We start from the raw sequence: 22,289 nt of genomic DNA on the forward strand, positions 1-22,289 counted from the left end.
CCGATAGTAAGCCGACACCAGGAATGAACGAGACGAAAACCCTGCTGCGCCTGACGCAGCTACGCAAGGCCTTCGACGCGGTCGTCGCCACCAACGGCGTGGACCTGGACGTGCGCGCCGGCGAGATCCACGCCATCATCGGCCCGAACGGCGCCGGCAAGTCGACGCTGATCGCGCAGATCTGCGGCGAGATCCGGCCGGACTCGGGCACCATCGAGCTGGACGGACGCGACGTGACGGCGCTGCGCGCCTTCGAGCGGGCCCGCCTGGGACTGGGCCGCTCGTTCCAGATCACCGAGCTGTGCCAGGAATACACCGCGCTGGAAAACGTCATCCTGTCCAGCATGCTCAAGGGCGGCCGCGCCTTTGGCGCCTGGTCGGATCCGCGCCGCGATGCCGGCCTGAAGGCGCAGGCGATGCAATGGCTGACCCACGTCGGCCTGGCGGACCGGCGCCACGTGCGCACCGCCGACCTGGCGCACGGCGAGAAGCGCCAGCTCGAACTGGCGGTGGCGCTGGCGCGTTCGCCGCGCCTGTTGCTGCTGGACGAGCCCATGGCCGGCATGGGGCCGGAAGAATCCGCGCGCATGACGCGCCTGCTGCTGGGCATGAAGGGCGACTACGGCATCCTGCTGGTGGAGCACGACATGGACGCCGTGTTCGCGCTGGCCGACCGCATCAGCGTGCTGGTCTACGGCAAGGTGGTGTTCAGCGGCGCGCCCGACGAGGTGCGGCGCCATCCGGAAGTGCGCGCCGCCTACCTGGGAGAAGAACATGTTGAAGGTTGAGGGCCTGACCGGCGGCTACGGATCGAGCAAGGTGCTGTTCGGCATGGCCTTCGAGGCCGCCGAGGGCGAGGTGATCTCGTTGATTGGCCGCAACGGCATGGGCAAGACCACCACCATCAAGACGCTGATGGGCATGCTGCCGGCCACCGGCGGACAGGTCCAGTTCCGCGGCCAGACGCTGGCGCGGCCCGCGCCGAGCGCGGTGGCGCGGCTGGGCGTGGGGCTGGTGCCGGAAGGGCGGCGCGTGTTCGGCTCGCTGTCGGTGGAAGAGAACCTGGTGGCGACCTCGCGCGCCGCGCCTGGCGGCTGGGACCTGGCGCGGGTCTACGCGCTGTTCCCGCGCCTGAAGGAGCGCCGCGCGCAGTCGTCGCGCACGCTGTCGGGCGGCGAGCAGCAGATGCTGGTGGTCGGCCGCGCGCTCATGACCAATCCCAAACTGCTGATCCTGGACGAGGCCACCGAAGGCCTGGCCCCGCTGATCCGCCAGGAAATCTGGCGTTGCCTGCGGGCGCTGAAGGCCGAGGGCCAGACCATCCTGGTGATCGACAAGAACCTGCCCGAGATGGCGACGCTGGTGGACCGTCACTACATCGTCGACAAGGGCCGCGTGGCCTGGTCGGGCGCGCCCGCGGAACTGTCCGCGCAGCCCGACCTGGCGCAACGTTATCTCGGCATCTGACCGCAATAGGAGCACACGCATGTTGAACCTGCCCGTTTTCAAGGCCGCCGCCGTCCAGGCCGCCCCGGTGTTCCTGGACACCGACGCCACCGTCGACAAGACCTGCGCGCTGATCGCCGAGGCCGCCGGCAACGGCGCCAGCCTGGTGGCCTTTCCCGAAGTGTTCGTCTCGGCCTATCCCTACTGGAGCTGGGTGATGAACCCGGTGCAGGGCAGCCCGTGGTTCGAAAAGCTCTGCAAGAGCGCCATCGAGCTGCCGGGGCCGGAGATCCGCCGCATCGCCCAGGCCGCGCGCCAGCACCGCGTCAACGTGGTGGTGGGGGTGAACGAGCGCAGCCGGCATGGCGTCGGCACGATCTACAACACCATGGTCTTCATCAACGAAGAGGGCCGCGTCCTGGGCCGCCACCGCAAGCTGGTGCCGACCTGGGCCGAGAAGCTGACCTGGGCCCACGGCGACGGCGAGTCGCTGCGCGTGTATGACACGTCCGTCGGCAAGCTCGGCGGCCTGGCCTGCGGCGAGAACACCAACACGCTGGCGCGCTTCTCGCTGCTGGCGCAGGGCGAGATGGTGCACGTCGCCAGCTATATCTCGCTGCCGGTGGCGCCGCCCGACTACGACATGGCCGAGGCCATCCGCCTGCGGGCGGCGGCGCATTCATTCGAGGGCAAGGTGTTCACGGTGGTGTCGTGCTCGACCATTTCCACCGAGATCCAGGACGCCATCAGCGCCAGCCATCCGGAAGCGCGCGAGATGCTGGCGCGCCGCAACAGCGCGTTTTCGGGAATATTGGGGCCGGACGGCCGCGTCATCGGCGAACCGCTGATCGACGACGAAGGCATCGTCTACGCCGAGATCGACCTGTCGCGCTGCATCCAGCCGCGCCAGATGCACGACATCGTCGGCCACTACAACCGCTTCGACGTGTTCGACCTGCGCGTGAACCGGCGGCCGCTGCAGGCGGCGCGCTATGACGACCTGGCCGAATCGGGCGCCGCCGAGCTGGACGGAGACTTCGAGCCGTTGCCCGAGGCGCGCGGCTAGGGGCGACCGGGCCGCGGGTAGAATGGGCCGCCTGAGCGCCCGCCGGCCCCGGCCTCAAGGCCGCTGACATCTGGAGAGCACGTTGAAGCCAAGAATCAAAGCTTCCCGCCAGGACGAGCCCGGCGCCGACGGGAACGCCGAGGTAGAGGAAATCACGCTGTCCGAGCAGGTCTACCGCCTGCTCCGGCGCGACATCATGAGCGGGGCGTTCGCGCCGGGCCAGTCGCTGCGCCTGGAATTGCTCAAGCAACGCTACGGCAGCAGCTTTTCCCCGATCCGCGAAGCCCTGAACCGGCTGCGCAGCGAACGCATGGTGATCACCACTACCTCGCGCGGTTTTCGCATCGCGCCGCTGTCGGTCGAGGAAATGTGGGACGCCTGCGAGACCCGCATCCTGATCGATTGCGACGCTCTGCGGCGCTCGCTGGCCAACGCCGATGACGCCTGGGAGGCGCGGCTGGTCGGCGCCTACCACGCGCTGACGCTGGCGGCGCAGCGCGCCGGCGAGGCCGTGCCGCCCAGCCAGGAGCTGGAGGAATCGCTCGAGGCGCGCCACCTGGACTTCCACCACGCGCTGATCGGCGCCTGCCGCTCGCACTGGCTGCTGGACCTGTCCACACAACTGTATGCGCAGACCGAACGCTACCGGCGCCCGGCGCGCGCCGGCGCCACCGCCTACGGCCCCGAACGCAATGTCGACGACGAGCATCGCCAGTTGCTCGATGCCGCGCTCTCGCGCGACGTCGAGCGCTCGGTGGCGATGCTGGCGGCGCATTACCGCAAGACGGCGCAATTCATCGAACACATCATTTCCCAGGACGACAGGCAGCCCATTCATGCGTGACGCGGACATCGATCTCTTTTTCCCCACCATCGCCGAGCGCGAGGTGCAATACAACGCCCGCGAGTCGGTGGCGGACTTCGACGCCTGCGTGCGCCGCTACGCCGAGTCGGCCGCCGCGGTGAAGTCGCGCCGCCCCGGCCTGCTGAACCTGCGTTACGGCATGGGCCAGGACGAGCGGCTGGACCTTTTCCTGCCGGCGGCGAACCGCGGCCCGGCGCCGCTGTTCGTGTTCATCCACGGCGGCTACTGGCGCGCGCAGCGCAAGGAAGACGCGCCGGTGATGGCAGAGGCCTTCAACGCGGCCGGCGCGGCGGTGGCGGTGCCGGAATACACCCTGGCGCCCGAAGCGACGCTGCCGGAAATCGTGCGCGAGATGCGCTCGGCGCTGGCCTGGCTGTACCACAACGCGGCGACGTACGGCGTCGATCCCGAGCGTATCTACGTCGGCGGCAGTTCGGCCGGGGGGCATCTGGCGGCGATGCTGGCAGCGCCCGCCTGGCCGGCGCGCTATGGCGTGCCGGATGACGTGGTCAAGGGCACGCTGGCGCTGAGCGGCCTGTTCGACCTGCGACCGCTGTGCGACGTGCTGCCCAATACCTGGTTGCAGTTGACGCCGGAGCAGGCCGCGCGACACAGCCCGATCTTCAACCTGCCCGAGCGCGCCGGCCCCATGTTGCTGGCCGTCGGCGGCCTGGAGACGCAGGGTTTCAAGAACCAGACCGAAGCCTTCGAGCGCGCCTGGACCGGCGCCGGCCTGCAGGCCACGCGCATCCCGACGCCGCATTGCAACCACTTCGACCTGGTGAACGAACTGGAGGACCCGGCCAGCGATCTGACCCGCGCCACCCTGGCGATGATGGGCCTGGCGCAAGCCTGAGCGCGTTCACGGACACGGGCGCGCCATGGCCGACCTGAAACTGCTCGAAGACCTGATTGCGCTGGCGCAGAGCGGCAGCTTCGTGCGCGCCGCCGAGGCGCGGCACGTCACGCATCCGGCCTTCGGGCGCCGGATCCGCGCGCTGGAGGCCTGGGCCGGCGCGCCGCTGGTGGAGCGCCAGCGCGTGCCGGTGACGCTGACCGCCGAGGGCGAGGCGCTGCTCAAGACCGCCACCCAGGTGGTCGAGCAGATGGGCCTGGTGCGCCATCGCATCCGCAGTTCCGGCGCGGGCGGCGAGGCGGTGCTGCGCATCGCCACCGGCCGCAGCCTGTCGCGTACCGTGGTGGGCGACTGGATCGCGCGGCTGCGCCATCGCGCACCCAAGGTGCTGACCGAAGGCACGCAACTGGAGATTTCCACCGGCAAGATGGAAGACATGGCGATGCGTCTGGAGCAGGGCAAGGTCGACCTGCTGTGCTGCTACGAGCATCCGGCCCTGTCCATGCAGCTCAACCCGGTGCGCTATCGCTACATGACGCTGGGCACCGACAAGCTGGTGCCGGTCAGCCAGGCCGATGGCCGCGGCCGCGCCCGCTATGTGCTGAGCGAGGGCGGTCAGCCGGCGCCGCTGATTACCTACGCCGGCGGCCTGTCGATGGAGCGCATCCTGGGCGACAGGCTCGAATCCACGCCCTATGCGCTGACGCCGTTCGTGCGCATCGATTCGCTCGATGCCGCGCATGGCGCGGCGCTCAAGGGATTGGGCGTGGCCTGGCTGCCCTGGTCGATGGTGGCGGCCGACTGTCGCCGCGGCGTCCTGGTGTCGCTGGGCGGCCGCAGCGACGAGATCGCCTTCGAGGTGCGGCTGTACCGCTCGCGGGCGCGCCTGGCCGACCTCGCCGAGGCGGCTTGGGAAGCCACCGCCAATCGCAAGGCCTGAAGCGGCGCGTCATTGCTCGCAGGGGCAGGCCGGCGGCAATCTGAATTAGCACGGAAATGTGCCGACTTGGCACATCATGCCGCCGGCCCACGCGCAGAATGTCTCCCGAAACTCGAACGAGACGGCGCCGCCGTCCACCTCAGCACCCCAGGGAGAAATTCATGAAATTCGTTCCGCACGCCTTGCGCGGCGCGTCGGTCGCGCTCTGTGCCGCCGTTTCGTTGATCGCCTCGCCGGCCATCGCCGCCGGTTACCCCGACCACCCGGTCTCGTTGATCGTCGGCTATCCGGCAGGCGGCAGCGTCGACCTGACCGCGCGTCTGTTCGGCGAGGAGCTGGCCAAGCGCATCGGCCAGAGCGTGGTGGTCGAGAACGCCGGCGGGGCCGGCGGCACCATCGGCGCGCAGCGCGTGGCCCGCGCCACGCCGGACGGCTACACGCTGTTGCTGGGCTCGACCAATGAAATGGTGGTCGCCCGCATGATCAACAGCGCCGTCAAGTACGACGGCGCCAAGGACTTCACCGCCCTGGGCGTGATCGCCACGCAGCCCATGATGCTGGCGGCCAGCAAGAATTCCGGCGTGAAGACCGCCGCCGAATACCTGCAGAAGCTGCGCGCCGCCGCGCCGGGCAGCTTCAACTACGGCTCGTCCGGCGTCGGCACCACGCTGCACCTGGCCGGCGAGATGATCAACCAGGAAACCAATACGCGCGCTGAACATGTTCCTTACCGGGGCGTGTCGCCGCTGGTGACCGACCTGATGAGCGGCCAACTGGATTTCGGCGTGCTGGTGCTGTCCTCGGGCCTGCCGCAAGTGCGCGCCGACAAGATCGTGGCGCTGGGCGTGACGCAGCCCAAGCGTTCGGCGGTGGCGCCTGACATTCCGGCGCTGGCCGAGACCCCGGGGTTCGAGGCGGTCGACCTCAGCATCACGTTCTCGCTGTACGGCCCGGCCGGCCTGCCCGAGCCGGTGGCCGCCAAGCTGCGCGAGGCCCTGGCCGATACGCTCAAGTCGGAACAATTCCGCGCCAAGATGCTGGAGGCCGGCGGCGTGCTGGCGCAGCCGGATCTGGATCCGGTGGCCTCGCAGGCCGCCGAGGCGCGCAAGTACGGGGCGCTGGTCAAGGCGGCCAAGATCGAGGCGCAGTAATCATGGATTTCACGCTGCCCGTTCCCGATCTCGCCGCCGAGCGGCTGGGCAATACCGATACGCCGGGCGTCTGGCACTTCGACTCGGGCCTGCCCGGCCGCGCGCTGATGCTGTCCGCGCTGGTGCACGGCAACGAGCTGTGCGGCGCCTGGGCGCTGAAGGACCTGCTGGCCGCGGGCCTGCGGCCGCGCCGCGGCCGCCTGACGCTGGCGTTCTGCAACCTGCCAGCCTTCGACCGTTTCGATCTGGCGCGCCATGACGCCTCGCGTTTCGTCGACGAGGACATGAACCGGGTCTGGAGCGCCGAGCGCCTGGACAACCCCACGACCCGCGACCGCCAGCGAGCGGCGCAATTGCGGCCGTGGGTCGAGCGCGCCGATTGGCTGCTGGACCTGCATTCCATGCACGAGCCGGGCGCGCCGCTCTTGTTGACGGGCGTCCTGCCGCGCAATATCGCGCTGGCGCGGCGCCTGAAGGCGCCGCGGCACGTCATCGTGGACGCCGGCCACAAGGACGGCGTGCGCATGCGCGACTTCGCGCAGTTCGGGGATCCGGCGCGCGGCGACGCCTGCGCGCTGTTGATCGAATGCGGCTTTCACGGCGATCCGGCGGCCCGCGACGTGGCGCGCGACATGGTGGCGCGCATGCTGGTCGCGGCGGATGTGGTGGATGCCGCCGACATCCCGGCCGGCTGGCGGCAGCCCGACGCCGCGCAGCGGGTGCTGGAAGTGACCGACGCGGTGGTGGCGCCGTCGATGGACGTGAGCTTCGCGCAGCCCTGGCAGGGCCTGGAGACGCTGGAAAAGGCGGGATCGGTGATCGGCTGGGCCGACGGCCGGGCGATCGTTTCGCCTTATGACCGCTGCACGCTGGTGATGCCGTCGCTGCGTCAGCTCAAGCCGGGCGTGACGGTGGTGCGATTGGCGCGCGACTACGCGGGCTGACCACGCGAGCGGTGGGCGCGGTCTGAACGCCGCGCGTATCGCGCGGTCGCGGACCGCGTGGCCGGGCCCTGGCCGTATCGCCGCCGGGCCGGCCGCGCACTACTTCTGCGGCGTGTAGCGCAATTCGTCGAGCTGGTAGCCCTGCGCGGTGGCGGCGGCCAGTGCGCGATCCAGGTCTTCCTTGGGCAGTTGCGGCGAGCGCGACAGGATCCACAGGTATTTGCGGTCGGGCGTGCCGACCACTGCCCAGCGGTAGTCCGGGTCCAGCCCGATGACCCAATAGTCGCCCTTGAACGGCTTGAAGAACGAGACTTCGAGCTTGGCGTTGTTACTGCCTTCGACCACCGTGGCGGTGCCCGTGGCCGAGTCGATGTCGCCGTCCTTGGTGCGGCAGCGGTTGTTGACTCCCACGGTGCCGTCCGGATGCAGCGTGTATTCCGCGGTGGTGTCGCCCACGCAGTTGCGCTGGAAGAACATCGGGAAGTTGGCGATCTCGTACCACATGCCGGCATAGCGCTTCAGGTCGACCGACTCCACGGTCTGCATGGGCGGCGGCGCGGCGTGGGCGATTCCGGCCGCGCTGGCGGCGACGGCCAACAGTAATGTTGCAATGCGGCGCATGGGAAAGCCTCCTGATCCAAAACCCTAACGATACGCCTTATTTGCGCGGCGCCTTGAGCGCGGCGTGATAGCGCGCCACGTAGGTGTCGAAATCGACGTCGTCGGCTTGCTCGATGCGCCGCTGTTCGGCGCTGGAGTCGAGCGCGGCCTGGCGGTATTCGGCCGCCACGTCCGCCGGCAGCGGCTGGGCGCGCAGCGCCTGCGCATGCGCGCGGCTCTGGCGCAGCGAATAGTCGTGGAACGATTCGCCGCTGTCGGTCAGCGCGGCCAGCAGGCGCGCGGACGGCGTGGCGTCGGGCTGGCCCAGCTTGGCGCGCTGCGCGGCCAGGCTGTCGGCATAGGCGCTGCCGCCCAGGGCCGAGTCGTACAGGGCCGCGTACGGCGCGATCTGGTCCAGCAGTTCCTGGCCCCATTGCGCCAGGCCGATGGCCTTGCCGTCGCGGTCCAGTTGCAGGCCGGGCTTGCGGCCTTCCTTGACCACGGTGGCGAAGTTGTCGGCGCTGCGCTGACAGTAGCCGTTGGCGGGGAAGAACGGGCTGTCGGAGGCGGCGCAGAACAGCAGGAAGGCATCCACGAAGCGGCTGGTGTCGGCGTCGATGCCCACCGGCGATTCGGGGTTGATGTCCAGGCAGCGCACTTCCACGTACTGCACGCCGCGTTCGGCCAGCGCGGTGATGGGGCGCTCGCAGCGGCCGGTGGCGCGCTTGGGGCGGATGCTGGAGTAGTACTCGTTTTCGATCTGCAGCACATTGGTGTTGAGCTGGATCCATTCGCCGTTGCGATGCGTGCCGAGCTTCTGGTAGTCGGGCCAGGGCTGGGTGACCGCGTCGTACAGGCGGCCGAGGAAGGTGTCGAGATCGTTGTAGCAGAGCTTGAGCTGCGACTGCGCCTTGTTCTGGTAGCCCAGGTCGCTCATGCGCAGGCTGGTGGCGTAGGGCAGGTACAGGGTGTGGTCGCCCAGGCGCTGAAGGCCGTGTTCGCCATCGCGCAGGAAATCACGCGCCAGCGCCGGCGCCGCGCCGAACAGGTACATCAGCAGCCAGGAGTAGCGCGTGAAATTGCGGATCAGGCCGATGTAGCCGCGCGAGCGACGGTCCTGGTCGGTGCCGGGCTGCGTGTCCAGCACGGACCACAGCGTTTCGGGCAGCGAGAAGTTGTAGTGGACGCCGGCGATGCATTGCATGGTCTTGCCGTAGCGCTCGGCCAGGCCGCGGCGGTAGACGTGCTTGAGCATGCCGGTGTTGGACGTGCCATACCAGGCGATGGGAATGTCGGCCTCGGCCGGCAGGGTGGCCGGCATCGACTGGTTCCAGATCAGCTCGTGGTCGAGCACGCTGTAGACGTGACGATGCGTGGCGGTCAGCTCGGCCAGCAGGGCGTCGACGTTGTCGTGGGTGCCGGTGATCAGTTCGAGCAGCGATTCCGAATAGTCGGTGGTGACGTGTTCGTTGGTCAGCGCGGAACCGAGCCCGGCCGGGTGCGGCGTGCGGGCCAGGATGCCTTGCTCGTCGACGCGCAGGCCTTCTTTCTCGATGCCCCTCAGGGTCTGGGTCAGGAGCGAGCGGTTGGCCTCCAGGCGGGAGAGGCGTTGGGCGGCGGTATCAGTCACGGAATCTTCTCGATGGGGTCTGTCGCCGGATTTTACGGGGTGCTGGCCTCCTCTGCCGAGGGAGCCAGTACTGGGGACAGGGACAATTGCGCGGCGGTGCGCGCCAGCCACTCGTCCAGGTCGGCGTAGACCGGGTCGGCAATAGGGGCGGTTTCGTTGAAAATCTCGTGCCAGGCGGTGTCGTACCAGCGCAATGTCAGCAATTCGGCGGGCGCGCGCTGGGCGAACTGGCGGCTGCCCTCGGCCGCCACGATGGAGTCGTCGCCGGCCACCATCAGCAGGGTGCGGCAGGCCAGCAGGTGGGCTTCCCGCAGGGAATCGCGGCCGCCGTCATCGACGAAGCGGGCCAGCCGGCCGGTCATGCTGCGCCGCACCAGCGGATCGGACCGGTAGGCCTTGACCACCGCCCGGTCATGCGAAATCCGCGCGGGCGCCAGGCCGTGGGGCACGCGCAGGTCGGGCGCGTGCAGGGACATCCAGGTCAGGGTGCGGCGCACCCACAGCGGCACGTTGACCACGAACGGCGGCGAACTGAGCACCAGGGCGTCGATCGGCGCCAGCCGCTGCAGCGCGATCCGCACCGCCACCAGGGCGCCCAGGCTGTGGCCCAGGAGGATCGGCGGGCGACCATGGGCGGCGGTCCAGTCGGCCAGGCGTGCGACGGCGTCGGTCACCAGGTCCTCCTGGCGCGCCAGCGTGGCGGGCCGGCCGCCGGAGCGGCCATGGCCGCGATGGTCATGGGCGCCCACGGTCCAGCCGCGGGCGGCCAGCCAGCGCGCCAGCCGGTCATAGCGCCCGGCATGCTCGCTCAGGCCATGCAGCAGGTAGATGCCGGGCGTGCCCGCGCCGATCACGGGCGAGGGCACATTCGGGGCGGCGGACCACACGTAATTGGCCAGGGGCGTGCCGTCGGGCGCTGGGGTCATCGAAATCGGCGACAATTTGGGGCTGTCCTCGAAATGAAAAGACCGTGGGGTCTTTACGGTAATGACGATTTCATCGCTGTTTCGTTTCATGTTCAAGAAAGCCGGGCCGATTGTTGTGTTGGCCCTGCTGGTCAGCGCCTGCTCGCCCCGTTACAACTGGCGCGAAGTGGACGTGGCGGACGGCCGGGTGCGGGCGGCGTTCCCGAACCGGGTGCAGACCGAGACCCGCCAGTTGCGGCTGGACACCCATACGCTGTCATTCACGCTGGCCACGGCCACCGTTGGCGAGGCGGTGTTCGCGATCGGATCGGCGCCCCTGCCGCCGGAGATCGCGGCGGATCCCGTGGCCAGGCAGGCGCTGGGCATGGCCCTGATGCGTTCGCTGTACGTCAACATGCAGGCGCCGCCGCCCACCGAGTGGCCGCCCTACGGGCAGGACATCGACGTGCAGGGCAAGGCCATGGGCAAGCCCGGCTGGCTGCGGGCGCGGGTGTGGGTGACCGACACCATGCTGATCGAGGCGGTGGCGGCGGGCACCGAGGCCAGCCTGCCGCAGGAGCGGGCGCGTGAATTCCTGAGGTCGGTCGTGGTCAAGCCGTGACGGCTCACACCAATCCCCGCCGGATCGCCGCCGCCACCGCGGCGCGGCGGCCGCGCACCTGCAGCTTGCGGCAGGCGTTGCGCAAATGGAAATTGACGGTGCTTTCGCTGATGTCCAGGATGCGGGCGGTTTCCCAACTGGTCTTGCCGGCGGCGCTCCAGAGCAGCGAAGCCGATTCGCGCGGCGACAGCCGGACGCTGAGCGGTGCAAGCGGGGCGACGAGAATGGGGTCGGCGGACATGGCGGCGGGGACGCGGGTTCCTGGCAAAAGACAACCCATGTTCCGGCCGGCCATCGGCCGTGGACAAGCGATGATGCCATTGCGTATCGCCCTTTGAATCTCTGACGGAATAAACGGATGCTGGCCATCGCGCAGTTCTATTTGTCGGCCATCGTGCTGATGTTGCCGCTCCTGTCGTGCGTCGGCATCGGCGTCTTCTGGGGCAAGCGCGACCTGCCGTTCGGCGGCGCTTTCATCACCACGCTGGTCACGTCCGTCACCACGCCGGCGCTGGTGTTCCACACCTTCGTCACGACCCACCTGGACGACCGCGCGCTGGCCGACGTGGCGGCCGCCACGCTGCTGGCGCTGCTGCTGTGCGCGCTGGTTTGCGCCCTGCTCCTCAAGCTGGGCCGCCTGCCGGTGCGCACCCTGTTGCCGACGGCGTTCCTGCCCAATGCCGGCAACCTGGGCCTGCCGATCTCGCAACTGGCGTTCGGCGATGCCGGCCTGTCGGTGGCGGTGGCGTTCTTCGCCGTCAATTCCTTCGTCATGCACACCATCGCGGTGCGGCTGCTGCCTGGCGTCAACACCAAGGGCAGTTGGAAAAGTCCGATCCTGCTGGCCTCGGTGGTGGCTGTCGCCATGCGCATGCTGCACATCCCGGTGCCGGCCTGGCTGATCGAGACCGCCCGCATGCTGGGCGCGGTGACGGTGCCGCTGATGCTGCTGAGCCTGGGCCACGCGCTGGCGCTGATCCCTGCCAACGGCGTGCGCGACGGCGCCAAGGTGGCGGCGATGCGGCTGGTGACCGGGTTGGGCGCGGGCCTGGCGATCGTGTGGATCCTCGATCTGGAGCCGGTGCTGGCCGGCGCGCTGACGCTGCAGATGGCCATGCCGTGCGCGGTGGTCAGCTACATGTACGCCAAGCGCTACACGGACATGGGCGACACCGCCGCCGGCGCGGTGCTGGTGTCCACCGTGGTGTTCCTGCTGTTGGCGCCGCTGATGCTCTGGTTCAGCCGCGCCGCCGGAATGTGACCCCTGGTGTCATTTTCCGGCGCTGATTTTCGCCCTTTGACGATTGCGCATTCTGGCCGTCCGATTCTAGAGGGCGCGCGCTTCTTTCGCCGCAGGCATTCGGATATTTTGCTAGTCCAATTGACCGTGATGGTCGATTCACTCAATTAATTTTGTGTGTCGGCCGCGCGGTCATTTCGCCCCTTCCAGATACCTAGAATCAACGCATTCCTCGTGATTCAGGTTCCGGCGACATCGCCACGGCCGATGTTGGAAATATCAAGATGCCTCAGTCCGTTTCCTTGCGGAAGCCCATCGCCCCTCGGGCGCCCCATCCCAATACGGAATCGTCTCCTCGCAAGATCTCCGTCGACTGTGGCGGGCTTCGGTCCCGCCACTGCGTGCGGGTCCTCTTGGCGTTGGCCGCGGCCTTCGCCTTGACCACACCTGCCGCGGCGGGCGGGTTGCCCGACCTGCCGGCGCCGCAAGCCGGCGACAAGCGCGAACTCGAACGTGCCTTCGCTGCCTTCCTGCAGGAATCCGCGCGGGCCGAGCAGGCGCGGCGCGATGCCCGGGGCAATCCCATGATGGCCGCGGCGACCGGCACGCGCATGGGCGCGTCGAATCCAAACCTGACCGTGCCCGTGGGCGACGGCACCGTGTCGCTGGGGCGGGATTCCTTCGCGCTGTCCACGTCCGATTCGCGGTTCCGGGTCGGCGGCGGCGCCATGGACAACGCGCCGATCGGCCGCATCGAATACGCCCGGCTCATCACCGATCGTTTCGCCCTCGGCGCGAGCATGCAGCTCGGTGAATACCAGCGCGAACTGATTGGCCGCGGCATTTTCGTCGACGCCAGCAAGCAATACGAATTCGACGCCGCGGTGTCGCTGATGAAAGGCCGGCCGTCGTTCGATTTCGATTCCGGCAGCGCGCGCGTGCCGGTCACGCAACTGGCGGGCGTGCTGTCGGCGCGCCGCCTGTTCACGCCCGAGTCTGGCCTTGGCCTGCATGCGTTGGGCGCGTCCGCTTGGGGCGCGCGGGCGCACAGCCGGAACGACCTGTCGAGCCGCACGGTGCTCGAGGACTATGCCAACTACACCCGCGTGCTCTACGACCCGCGCCGCATCTCCACCGGCCGGCTGTACGGCGCCAGTGTGGACCTGCAATACGCGCCGTCCTCCTCGCTGGTGCTCAGCTCGTCGCTCGGCCTGGAACACGAACGCTACCCGATGGGCGACGGCTCGGTCGAGAGCCGCCATCGTCCCTATCTCTCCGGCGGCGTGAAGTTCGCGCTCTACAAGGACTACCTGTTCGACATGCGCGTATCCACCGGCGTGTCGCGCGATCTGATCGCCAGCTTGTCGGGCGACAAGGCGCGCCTGTCGTTCGGCATGTCGCGCGGCCGCGATGGCGCGCTCAACAGCAAGACGGTCATGGTTTACGTCGACCTGATGAAACTGATTTCGCCGTCACGCCATACGGCCGACGATACCTCGCTGGCGCTGCGCGAGTCGATGCAGCAATACACCGGCGCCCGCTTGCTCGACAAGGCCATCACGCGTCCGGACCGCATTCCACAGACCTTCCTGGCCAAGGTCGACCGTACCGGGGTGCGGGAAGTCTTCGTCGAAAAGGCCGGCTTGCCGCCCGGCGCCGAGGTCAGCGCCGATGGCCAACGACTCACCATCGCCGTCGGCAGCGGCGCGCTGGTCCTGGCGTCGGTGCAGAAGAACGGCGCCGACATCGGCATTTCGCCGCAGTTTTCGGTGGCGCCCGAGCAGCTCGTGGTGGATCTGCCCAGGCTGCCGGTTCCCACGGCAACGGATGAATACCTGGTGCGCGTCACCGACGCCACCACGTCCGCCTACAACGTCAAGATCACGGTGGGCCGGAAATGACAAGCCGCAAGAAGATCGTCCAATTTCTCAAGACGCCGTTCTACCTGGCGCTCTACACCCTGACGGGGGCCTGCCTGGTCCTCGCTCTGGCCTGGGTCGACCTCGCCGTCGCGCAGTCGCGGTTGAGCGTGATCAGCGTGGTCGTGCAAAGGGTCTCCGTCACGCCGCGGCTGGGCTTCGCGCAGGCGTCCGTCACGCTGACGGTCGGGGATGCCGTCGGCAACCCGGCACTCAGCGACCAGCCGGCCAGCAAAGGCGCGATCACCTATCGTTCGAGCGACGACGCCATCGCGCGCGTTGCCGCCGATGGCACGGTCACCGCGGTGGCGGCGGGCTCCGCCACCATCTCCGCCACGCAGGCGGCCGACCTGCCCGGGTTCGAGGCAGGCGCCGGCAGCTATCAGGTGACGGTGGCCGGGCCGCTGTCGGCCAGCGCCAATTTCACGTCGCGAAGCTGGCTGGTCGGCGTAGCGGTCGGCGCCGATGTGGTTCCGGTGAGCGGCGGCGGAGGTATTGGCAAGTTGCACTACGCCGTCACTCCCGCCTTGCCCGCGGGGTTGGAATTTTCCGTGGAAACCGGCGCCGTGACGGGTAGCGCCCTCGTCCCGTCGCCACTGACCGACTATACGGTGACAGTGACCGACAGCGGCACGCCGCCGGGGGCCGCCACGGCCCGGTTCAGCCTGGCGATCGGGGCAGCCTTGCTCTCCACCGTCAATCGTGCCACCTGGGTGGCGCAGGCGGGTGATCCGCTCAATGACACGCCGGTGTCGGCCGTGGGGGGGATCGGTACGCTCGGGTATGCGGTCGCCCCGGCGCTGCCGGCCGGATTGACAATGGATGCGTCGACCGGCGCCATCACGGGATCCGCCGCGATGGCATCGCCCCGGACCGAGTACACCGTGACGGTCACTGACGGGGCCTCGCCCTCGCATGAGGTCAGCGCCAATTTCACGCTGGAGATCAGGGGCTTGCTGACAGCGGTCGCCACTTCCTCGGGGACGACGGACGCCGTCGTCGGCCGCGAGCTCAGCTATCAGCCGGTGACCGCCGCGGGCGGCGTGGGAGCGCTTCATTATTCCGTTTCCCCCGCATTGCCGGCAGGGCTGGCGCTGGACGAGGCGACTGGCATGCTGACGGGGTCCGCCGTCGCGGTAGCGCCTCTGACTACGTACGCGGTCACGGTCACCGATAGCGATTCGCCGGCGCATACGGTCACGGCCTCTTTCATGATGGAGGTTGGTGAGACGATCTCGGTGACGAGCCGGGTCGATGCGATCTCCGTGACGGAGGGGGACCCCGTGACGGTCGCGGCTCCCGTCGAGGCCTCCGGGGGTGTCGGCGCGCGCCATTTCGAGATTTCACCTGCCTTGCCGGCAGGCTTGGGCCTGGATGCAAGCGACGGCGGCATCTCCGGTTCCGCCGTGGGCGAGTCTGCCGAGACCGTCTACACCGTCACTGTCAGCGACAGCGTTGGGCAGAGGGCCAGCTCGGCCTTCTCGCTCCGGGTTTTTCCGATCCTCCAGACCAATGTACCCAACGCCGGCGAAGTACATCGGGTACATGACACGGTTTCCTATACGCCGGCCCTCACCTGGGGCGGCGTGCCTCCGTATCGCTACAGCGTGACGCCGGCACTGCCGGCGGGCCTGGCCCTGAACGCGGGAACCGGCGCGATCACCGGGGTCACGACCACGCCGTCTTTGCTCGCCACATATACCTACACCGTGACGGACAGCGCCATGCCGGAGCATTCGGCGAAGGGCACCTTTTCCCTGCTGGTCGTACCGGCGCTGACGGCGGCCACGGTGAAGCCGGCCGTTTCCATCATGGTCGACGCCGAAATCGTCGACGAGGCCCCGGTCAATGCCGTGGGCGGCCTGGGCCTGCTCCACTTCAGCGTGCAGCCCCCTTTGCCGGACGGGCTGCAAATGGAGGAGCGGAACGGCAAGATCAAGAATGTCCCCGGAACGCCGATCGCGGTGTCGCCTGCCACGGAATACACGGTCACGGTGACCGACAGCGCCGATCCCTTGCAGACCGTCACCGCCACCTTCACGCTCGCGGTGCATGGCAACCTGGCGGCCGCGCTCAACCTGCCGTACACCACGCAGGCCTTGAACGAACCGCTGACGGCCTATGCGCCAGTGACGGCGTCGGGCGGCGTCGGGTCGCTATCGTACGACGTGGCGCCGCCCCTGCCGGATGGCTTGACGATGGATCGGGCGACCGGCGTCATTTCGGGCACCCCGACGGTCGAGCAGTTGGACACCAACATTGCGCGCTACACCGTCACTATCAGCGATACCGCCTCGCCGGCGCACACGGTGCAGGAGCGCTTCGGCCTGCTGGCGTTCGAGCGGCCCACCGCGAACGTGCGGGTGCCTGTCAAGGCTTACATGATTGGCGACGCCGTCAGCTACAGCCCTGTGCAGGGAGGGGGCGCGGGCGGACGGAAGCTTGAGTACCGCATGCTCCATGGCGGCTTGCCGGCCGGCTTGACGATGGATTCCACGACCGGCGAGATAACCGGTACGGCGCTCGAAGTGTCGCCCTCCAATACCTTTGCCGTCGCGATCTCGGACCCCTTGGTGGAGGCGGTGCCGACCTCGGCCTTCTTCAACCTGGAGATCGCGCCGGCGCTGGCCGTGCAACTCACCTCGGACGCCCTGGCTGGACCTGCCGTGGGAGAGCCCGACGTGACGCTCGATTCTTTCGTGACGGTATCTGGCGGGGTCGGCGATGTCGCCATGACGGCAGCATTGGGCGTTGCCGACCTGCTGGAATTCACGAAAGCCGGAACGGACAGCCGCGCTCCGCGGAACCTGCGGGTCCGACCCGGCGCTGCGCCGGGCATGTCGTCGGCGATAAAAGTGACCGTGACCGATGCGGCCGGGCATGCGGTGAACAAGAGTTTCACGGTCACCTGGCCTTGAGCGGTTGACTCCGTAGAGGTAGGGCCATTCGCCCCGGGAGTTCGGCCGGCGGCGGGGTGCGGCAGGCTACAGCAGGCCGTCGCGCAGTTGTTCCCGGATACGGAGCCACCAACCGCCGCGGGCCAGGGCGGCGGCATCACAGTCGCGCCAGGCCTGCTCGAGCCGGCGCAGCGCGGCAGGGCGGTCAAGGGCCGGCGTGGCGGGTGCTCGTGAGGCGGGCGGGCTCGCGCGCCGGCCCTGGCCCTGGCGCAACGCGTCGAGTCGGGCCTGCATCTCGGCCTGGGTGTACACGCGGGGCCCCGCATCGTCACGGCTGGCCGCGCGTTGGAAGCGTTGGAACGCGGCCAGGAAATGCAGGAAATGCGTGATGCGGCTGTTGATGAGGATCGGTGGCCCGTCCGCGCCTGCCGTCACCACGCGGCCATCCGCCGCGATTCCTATCCACAGCGCGTCGGCCCACGGTTCGCGCGCGATCACGAGGACGGCGGCGTTGCCGCCGGCGTGCATGCGGGGCGGCACGAACTCCAGCAGGGGGATGGCGGGCTCGGGCCGCAACGGCAGGCCGTGGTCGGCGAGCCAGGCGCGGCTGGAGGGATCGAGGCCCGCTGTCGCCAGCGTGGCCGCGTCCAGGTGGGTGGCGCCGCCGGCATATAGGCCGGCCAGATCGTCATCGGTCATAGCGAAGGGCGAGCAGGTCGAAGTGCGTCGGGTCGGCAGTGGGCGGGGCCCGTCCGGCCGCCGGGCAAGCCACCGCCGGGGAATATTCAGGCCACGCCCGACATGGCGCGCAACTGTGCCATCAGCGCTTCGGGGATTTCCACGCCATGCTTGAGCGCCTCGTCGCGCAGCTTGCGGCGGCGGTCGCCGGGCAGGCGCACGCCGTCGTCTTCCAGCATGGCTGCCACCAGCGTCTCGACGCGTTCGAGGTAGGCCTCGTTGCCCGCCAGCGCGCCCGGGTCGATGGCCATGAAGGCCTGCCCAAGCCGCGCGGGGCCGCCCGCGTCGACGAAGAACGACTCGGTCTCGAAACCGAAGTGCGAGCCGGTCAGGGCGCAGGCCAGCAGCTCGATGATCAGCGCCAGCATCGCGCCCTTCACGCCGCCGGCGGGCAGCATGCTGCCGGCCAGGCCGGCCTTGGGATCGGTGGTGGGCTGGCCGTCGGCGTCCAGCGCCCAGCCCAGCGGGATCGGCTGGTTGTCGCGCGCCGCGATCATGAGCTTGCCGCGCGCCACCTGCGACAAGGACAGGTCGATGACGATGCGGCCGCCGCCGCGACGCGGAAAGACGGCGGCGATGGGGTTGGTGCCAAATAGCGGACGCTTTCCGCCCCAGGCCGGCATGGCGGCGGGCGAGTTGCTCAGCGCCAGCGCCACCAGGCCGGCATCGGCCAGCGCTTCCAGGTGATAGCCGGCCTCGCCGAAATGGTGGCTGTTGGCCACGCCGATGAAGGCCACGCCGTGTTCGCGCGCGCGGCGGCTGGCTTCGGCCACCGCCAGCGCGCATGCCGGGAACGCCAGGCCCGAGCCGGCGTCGATCAGCGCCGCGCCGCCGCGCTCGTGCACGATGCGCGGCACGGCGTTGCCGATGGCGCGGCCGGTGCGCAGGTGGCCGGCGTAGAACGGCACGCGCGACAGGCCGTGGGAACTGAGCCCCTGGCTTTCGGCGAAGACCAGCGCGCGGGCGGTGCTGTCGGCCATGGCCGGGTTGGCGCCCGCGGCGGCCAGGCTGGCCGCGGCCAGGTGTTGAAGTTCGTCCAGATAGATGTGAGCCATATCCTTCCTGTCAGCGAGGCGCGCCGCGTTTCATTGGGCGCCGCCGGTAAGCGCTATTGTCACACCGGCGGCCACCATGTCGGAAACGCGGGTGTTGGCTTCCTGCGTCAAGCCGGCAATATGCGGGGTCAGGATCAGGTTGGGCGCCCCGGCCAGCGGGCCGCCGGCCGGCAGCGGCTCCTGTTCGAACACGTCCAGGGCCGCGCCGCCCAGGCGGCCGCCGCGCAAGGCCGCCGCCAGCGCGGCCTCGTCGACGATGCCGCCGCGCGACGTGTTGATCAGCACCGCGCCCGGCCGCATGCGAGCGATGCGGGCCGCGTCCAGCAGATGGCGGGTGCCGGCGGTCAGGGGCACGTGCAGGGTGACGGCGTCGGCCTGCGCCAGCAGGTCGTCCAGTTCCAGCCGCGTGGCGCAGGTTTCGGCCCAGGCGGGATGGGTCGCCGGCAGGGCGGCGTCGCAGGCGACGACGCGCATGCCCAGGCCGGCCGCCAGCCGCGCGGTCAACTGGCCGATGCCGCCGAAACCCACCACGCCCAGGGTGCGCCCGTGCGCCTCCAGCCCCTGCGACAGGGCGGCGCGGGGCCATTGGCCGTCGGCCACGGCGGCGCTGGCGCCGTAGGCGCCGCGCAGCAGCGCCAGCAACGTGCCGATGACGTACTCGGCCACCGCGCGCGCGTTGGCGCCGGTGGCCGGCACCACCTGGATGCCGCGCGCCGCGCAGCCGGGCAGGTCGATGTTGTCCAGCCCCACGCCCAGCCGGCCGACCGCCCGCAGCCGCGGCGCGGCCGCCAACAAGGCCGCGTCCACCTGGCTGCGGTTGCGCACGATGAGGGCGTCGGCCTGGCCGGCGGCGCGCAGCAGGGCGTCGCGCTGGTCCACCAGGTCGGGGGCGTAGCGCACGTCGAAGCGCTGGCGCAGCGCGTCGACCGCGGGCGCGTCCATGAATTCCGAGATAAGCACGTGCATGGCGGCTCCGGCGTCAGGCGATCTGGATGTTGGCGTCGCGGATGATCCTGGCCCAGCGGTCGACCTCCGACCGCAGGTAGCTGCCGAACTCGGCCGGTCCGCGCGGCTGCGGCACGAATCCCAACTGCAGCAGCGCCTGCTGCATCGCGGGCTGCGACACCTGCTTGACGATGGCTTCGCCGATGCGCTGCACCAGCTCCGGCGGCGTGCTGGCCGGCGCCATCACGCCGGTGAAGTTCTCCACGATCAAGTCCGGCAGTCCGGCCTGCGCCACCGTGGGCACGTCGGGCAGGTCGGCGCTGCGCGCGCGGGTGGTGATGGCCAGGGCGCGCAGCGAGCCGTTCTTCACATGCGCGAGCGATTCGGGGTAATTGGAAAACACCACGTCCAGGTGGCCGCCGATGAGGTCGGTCAGCGACGGCGCGCCGCCCTTGTAGGGCACGTGCATCAGCGGCGCGCCGGTCAGCTTCTGGTACAGCGCCAGCGTCAGGTGCGGCGGCGTGCCATTGCCGCTGGAGCCGGCAGCCAACGGCTTGGCGGCAGCCGCGCGGGCCAGGTCGTCCATGGTTTTGATGGGACTCTTGGCGTTGACCACCACCATGATGGGTGACGAAGCCAGGCCGGCCACCGGCGCCAGGTCGCGGGTCAGGTCGTAGCCGGCCTTGCCGGCGAACAGCGTGGCGTTGGCGGCGTGCGACAGGGTGATGGCCAGCCAGGTGTAGCCGTCGGGCGCGGCGTGCGAGACGTGGGCAGCGCCAATGTTGGCGCTGCCGCCCGGGCGGTTCTCGACCACGATGTTCCAGCGTTCGGCATCGTTCAGCGCCTTGCCGACCTGGCGCGCAGCCACGTCGGTCAGGCCGCCCGGGGGAAACGGCACGACGTAATTGATGGGCCGTTCCGGCCAGGCGCCTTTCTGCGCCAGGGCCTGGCGCCAAGGGGCCAGCGCACAGAGGCCGGCCGCGCCCAGGGCGGCCAGCGCGCGGCGGCGCTGCGCGTCGTCGATCGGGGGGTGTTGCTCGCGATTCATCTGTCTTCCTCCTTGGGGGTGGCGCCCGGGTAGGAATGCTTACGCCTGTGCTGCCGTGGCGGCTTGCGCCCGGGTCTGCATGCTTTTGTGCGTGTGCTGCGAGGGAACTGCGGCACGGCGCGGGCGCCGTGTGCTGTCGCGGCGCGCACGGTCGGCGCGCGCCGCGATGAAACCGCTGCGGCAGGCGCGCATTGCGGAGCGCGCCGCGCCGGCGCCGTCAGGCGCTTTCGAAGATACGGGTCAGGACGAACTCGCGGTGTCCCAGGGCCTCGGCCGCGGTCCAGCGGCCGTTGGCGGTGGCCAGCATGCATTCGAGCAGCTTGTCGCCGGCCTGGTTCAGGTCGATCTCGCGCTGCAGCAGGCCGCTGGTGTCGACGTCGATGTGTTCCGACATGGTCCGCACCGTGCGCGGATTGGCGCAGATCTTGATGACCGGCAGGATCGGGTTGCCGATGACGTTGCCCTGGCCGGTGGGGAAGAAGTGCACGGCGTAGCCCGAGGCCGCGCACAGCGTCACCATCTCTGCCGCGGCCGAGGACGAGTCCATGAACCACAGGCCCGGGCCGTCGGGAATCTCGGCCTTGTCGATCACGCCGTCGACCCGGCACTGCTTGCCGATCTTCTGGATGTTGCCCAGCGCCTTTTCCTCGATGGTGGTCAGGCCGCCGGCGATGTTGCCCTTGGTCGGCTGCGATTCGGACAGGTCGCTGGTCTTCCAGCGGTCGATCATGGCCTGGTAGCGGTCGAACATGAACATGAAGCGTTCGCGCACGGCGTCGTTGGCGCAGCGCTCGGCCACGATGTGCTCGCCGCCGGTCAGCTCCGAGGTCTCGCCGAACACCAGCGTCGAGCCCAGCGCGTAGAGTTTGTCGAAGGCGTTGCCCACGGTGGGGTTGGCGCCACAGCCCGAGGTGGTGTCGGACTCGCCGCACTTGGTCGAGACCCACAGGTCCGAAATCGGACACGTGCTGCGGGTCAGGGCGGTGGCGTAGTGCACGAATTCCTTGGCGCAGCGCGAGGCGCGCATGATGGTGTCGTGGTCGCCGTGCAGTTCGATGCTGAAGCCCATGACCGGCTTGCCGGTGGCGGCAATGCCATCGACCACGCGCTTGGTCCAGCCTTCCTCGATGCCGATCACCACCACCGCCGCGACGTTGGGGTTGCAGCCGGTGCCGATGAGGGTGCGGAAGTGCAGTTCCAGGTCTTCGCCGAATTGCAGGCGGCCGTAGGGGTGGGGCAGGGCCAGCGTGCCCTTGATGTTGTTGGCGACGGCCTCGGCCGCGGCGTTGGAGATGTCGTCCACGGGCAGCACGATGACGTGGTTGCGCACGCCGACCCGGCCGTTGTCGCGGCGGTAGCCCTGGAAGGTGGTCTGAGCATTGATGACGGACATGATGGTTTCCTGTGTGGGCGAAGGATCGG

At 69.4% G+C, this 22,289-nt stretch carries 21 protein-coding genes; 12 read left to right on the plus strand and 9 right to left on the minus strand.

Going from position 1 to position 22,289, the window contains the following annotated elements; translation table 11 throughout:
• Nucleotides 1-23: 23 nt before the first annotated feature.
• The 8 genes from ACUDCK_RS02015 to ACUDCK_RS02050 all read left to right on the plus strand — a co-directional run bounded on the left by ACUDCK_RS02015 (nt 24) and on the right by ACUDCK_RS02050 (nt 7,268).
• On the plus strand, nt 24-788 hold the full coding sequence (locus ACUDCK_RS02015) for an ABC transporter ATP-binding protein (RefSeq protein ID WP_064524954.1): 765 nt from the start codon (nt 24-26) through the stop codon (nt 786-788).
• On the plus strand, nt 775-1,467 hold the full coding sequence (locus tag ACUDCK_RS02020; RefSeq protein WP_054503587.1) for an ABC transporter ATP-binding protein: 693 nt from the start codon (nt 775-777) through the stop codon (nt 1,465-1,467). The genes ACUDCK_RS02015 and ACUDCK_RS02020 overlap by 14 nt, the downstream gene beginning before the upstream one ends.
• Nucleotides 1,468-1,486: 19 nt before the next feature.
• The gene (locus ACUDCK_RS02025; RefSeq protein WP_064524951.1) at nt 1,487-2,512 is read left to right on the plus strand and encodes a carbon-nitrogen hydrolase family protein; all 1,026 of its coding nucleotides are present in this window, start codon (nt 1,487-1,489) and stop codon (nt 2,510-2,512) included.
• 82 nt (nt 2,513-2,594) lie between these two features.
• Entirely contained in the window at nt 2,595-3,356 is a 762-nt protein-coding gene (locus tag ACUDCK_RS02030) for a GntR family transcriptional regulator (RefSeq protein WP_175167209.1), read from the plus strand.
• Nucleotides 3,349-4,233 carry an alpha/beta hydrolase gene (locus tag ACUDCK_RS02035; protein ID WP_175167208.1) on the plus strand — a complete coding sequence of 295 codons (885 nt, stop codon included), beginning with the start codon at nt 3,349-3,351 and terminating at the stop codon, nt 4,231-4,233. The genes ACUDCK_RS02030 and ACUDCK_RS02035 overlap by 8 nt, the downstream gene beginning before the upstream one ends.
• A gap of 25 nt (nt 4,234-4,258) precedes the next feature.
• Nucleotides 4,259-5,173: a LysR family transcriptional regulator gene (locus tag ACUDCK_RS02040; protein ID WP_054503584.1), complete on the plus strand. Its 915-nt coding sequence runs from the start codon at nt 4,259-4,261 to the stop codon at nt 5,171-5,173.
• 161 nt (nt 5,174-5,334) lie between these two features.
• Entirely contained in the window at nt 5,335-6,324 is a 990-nt protein-coding gene (locus tag ACUDCK_RS02045; RefSeq protein ID WP_175167207.1) for a Bug family tripartite tricarboxylate transporter substrate binding protein, read from the plus strand.
• 2 nt (nt 6,325-6,326) lie between these two features.
• Nucleotides 6,327-7,268, plus strand: coding sequence for a succinylglutamate desuccinylase/aspartoacylase domain-containing protein (locus tag ACUDCK_RS02050; protein WP_054503582.1), 942 nt, complete (start codon nt 6,327-6,329; stop codon nt 7,266-7,268).
• A 99-nt stretch (nt 7,269-7,367) separates the two neighbouring features.
• Here the strand turns inward: ACUDCK_RS02050 and ACUDCK_RS02055 are convergent, their stop codons facing one another.
• From ACUDCK_RS02055 to ACUDCK_RS02065, 3 genes are read right to left on the minus strand one after another with little or no spacing between them, the layout of a single operon-like run.
• The gene (locus ACUDCK_RS02055) at nt 7,368-7,889 is read right to left on the minus strand and encodes a lipocalin family protein (RefSeq protein WP_054503581.1); all 522 of its coding nucleotides are present in this window, start codon (nt 7,887-7,889) and stop codon (nt 7,368-7,370) included.
• A 37-nt stretch (nt 7,890-7,926) separates the two neighbouring features.
• Nucleotides 7,927-9,498 (minus strand): glutamate--cysteine ligase, encoded by a 1,572-nt coding sequence (gshA, locus tag ACUDCK_RS02060; RefSeq protein ID WP_175167206.1) that lies wholly within the window; start codon nt 9,496-9,498, stop codon nt 7,927-7,929.
• Between the two features lie 32 nt (nt 9,499-9,530).
• Entirely contained in the window at nt 9,531-10,424 is an 894-nt protein-coding gene (locus ACUDCK_RS02065) for an alpha/beta hydrolase (RefSeq protein WP_175143723.1), read from the minus strand.
• A gap of 61 nt (nt 10,425-10,485) precedes the next feature.
• On the opposite strand from ACUDCK_RS02065, the gene ACUDCK_RS02070 reads away from it, so the two are divergent.
• Nucleotides 10,486-11,025 carry a hypothetical protein gene (locus ACUDCK_RS02070; RefSeq protein WP_054503578.1) on the plus strand — a complete coding sequence of 180 codons (540 nt, stop codon included), beginning with the start codon at nt 10,486-10,488 and terminating at the stop codon, nt 11,023-11,025.
• Between the two features lie 4 nt (nt 11,026-11,029).
• Here ACUDCK_RS02070 and ACUDCK_RS02075 read toward each other — a convergent pair whose 3' ends face one another.
• On the minus strand, nt 11,030-11,266 hold the full coding sequence (locus ACUDCK_RS02075; protein ID WP_054503577.1) for a helix-turn-helix domain-containing protein: 237 nt from the start codon (nt 11,264-11,266) through the stop codon (nt 11,030-11,032).
• Nucleotides 11,267-11,383: 117 nt separating this feature from the next.
• On the opposite strand from ACUDCK_RS02075, the gene ACUDCK_RS02080 reads away from it, so the two are divergent.
• From ACUDCK_RS02080 to ACUDCK_RS02090, 3 genes are all read left to right on the plus strand, one after another.
• A complete protein-coding gene (locus ACUDCK_RS02080; protein ID WP_054503576.1) occupies nt 11,384-12,286 on the plus strand; it encodes an AEC family transporter in 903 nt (300 codons plus the stop codon).
• A gap of 416 nt (nt 12,287-12,702) precedes the next feature.
• Nucleotides 12,703-14,166, plus strand: coding sequence for a hypothetical protein (locus ACUDCK_RS02085; protein ID WP_175167205.1), 1,464 nt, complete (start codon nt 12,703-12,705; stop codon nt 14,164-14,166).
• A complete protein-coding gene (locus tag ACUDCK_RS02090; RefSeq protein ID WP_175167204.1) occupies nt 14,163-17,102 on the plus strand; it encodes a putative Ig domain-containing protein in 2,940 nt (979 codons plus the stop codon). The genes ACUDCK_RS02085 and ACUDCK_RS02090 overlap by 4 nt, the downstream gene beginning before the upstream one ends.
• Before the next feature lie 66 nt (nt 17,103-17,168).
• Here ACUDCK_RS02090 and ACUDCK_RS02095 read toward each other — a convergent pair whose 3' ends face one another.
• The 5 genes from ACUDCK_RS02095 to ACUDCK_RS02115 all read right to left on the minus strand — a co-directional run bounded on the left by ACUDCK_RS02095 (nt 17,169) and on the right by ACUDCK_RS02115 (nt 22,260).
• Nucleotides 17,169-17,780: an SUKH-4 family immunity protein gene (locus tag ACUDCK_RS02095; protein WP_054503573.1), complete on the minus strand. Its 612-nt coding sequence runs from the start codon at nt 17,778-17,780 to the stop codon at nt 17,169-17,171.
• A gap of 86 nt (nt 17,781-17,866) precedes the next feature.
• Nucleotides 17,867-18,874, minus strand: coding sequence for an Ldh family oxidoreductase (locus ACUDCK_RS02100; RefSeq protein ID WP_064524929.1), 1,008 nt, complete (start codon nt 18,872-18,874; stop codon nt 17,867-17,869).
• 30 nt (nt 18,875-18,904) lie between these two features.
• Complete coding sequence (locus ACUDCK_RS02105) at nt 18,905-19,840, minus strand: hydroxyacid dehydrogenase (RefSeq protein ID WP_175167203.1); 936 nt, start codon at nt 19,838-19,840, stop codon at nt 18,905-18,907.
• Between the two features lie 13 nt (nt 19,841-19,853).
• Nucleotides 19,854-20,867, minus strand: coding sequence for a Bug family tripartite tricarboxylate transporter substrate binding protein (locus ACUDCK_RS02110; RefSeq protein WP_054503570.1), 1,014 nt, complete (start codon nt 20,865-20,867; stop codon nt 19,854-19,856).
• Nucleotides 20,868-21,084: 217 nt separating this feature from the next.
• Nucleotides 21,085-22,260, minus strand: a complete 1,176-nt coding sequence (locus tag ACUDCK_RS02115) for a UxaA family hydrolase (RefSeq protein ID WP_006386837.1) — start codon at nt 22,258-22,260, stop codon at nt 21,085-21,087.
• Between the last annotated feature and the right edge of the window lie 29 nt (nt 22,261-22,289).

Source organism: Achromobacter sp. CF-sbj1-Ac2-l, assembly GCF_052698165.1.